General features: G+C 69.2%; 1 protein-coding gene. It reads right to left on the bottom strand.

Annotated elements, in window-relative coordinates:
- Positions 1-106: 106 nt before the first annotated feature.
- Positions 107-671, bottom strand: a 565-nt coding sequence (locus FXF51_RS60255) for a transposase (protein WP_222872000.1), incomplete at its 5' end; no start/stop codon positions are given.

A 671-nucleotide genomic window follows, 5' to 3' on the forward strand; every position in this document is an offset into this window, starting at 1 on the left:
GAGACTTCTGAAGATGTTGCTGGTGTGACGGATCGCAGGTTGTAGGTGCGGTGATCAAGGCGTTGAGGGTGGACCTTCTTCAGGGCCGGCTCCGGCTGGAGGGTCCTCAGCCGGTGGTTGGCTGCAGGGTCCAGGCGTTCTGGACGGAGGTGAGCCCGAGGTTGATCAGGCGGCGCAGGTTCAGGGCGGCTGCTCGCAGGTGGAGCCACTGGTTGTTGCGGGCGACGCCGCGGTAGCGGAGCTTGCGGGCGCCGCCGTCCGCGCTGATGAGCCAGGCGATGGAGCGTTCGACCATGGGGCGATGTTGCCGGTAGGCAGCGGTCAGGTCCGGGTCGGTGGCCCATTGGCGGCGGGCTTGGCGTAACAGGGCGTCGTGCGGGTGCAATCGCAGGGTGCGGCCGTGCTTGCTCATCGTGCAGCGTTCCCGCAGCGGGCAGGAGCGGCAGGCGGTGCCGAAGACCGCGTGGCGTGTGGCGGTGATGTGCCGGGTGACCCCCTGAGGGCAGGTGACGGTGCCGGCGGTCTCATCAACGGTGAAGTCGTCGATGGTGAAGCCGCCGGGGACGGCGGGGCGCAGTGGTGCGGGCTTGATGATGACGCTGTGCCCGGCATCGAGCAGCGCGGCGCGGGCGTCGCCGGTGCCGTAAGCGGTATCGCCCAGCACCTCGAAC

The organism is Nonomuraea sp. PA05, assembly GCF_008086045.1.
Lineage (GTDB): Bacteria > Actinomycetota > Actinomycetes > Streptosporangiales > Streptosporangiaceae > Nonomuraea > Nonomuraea monospora.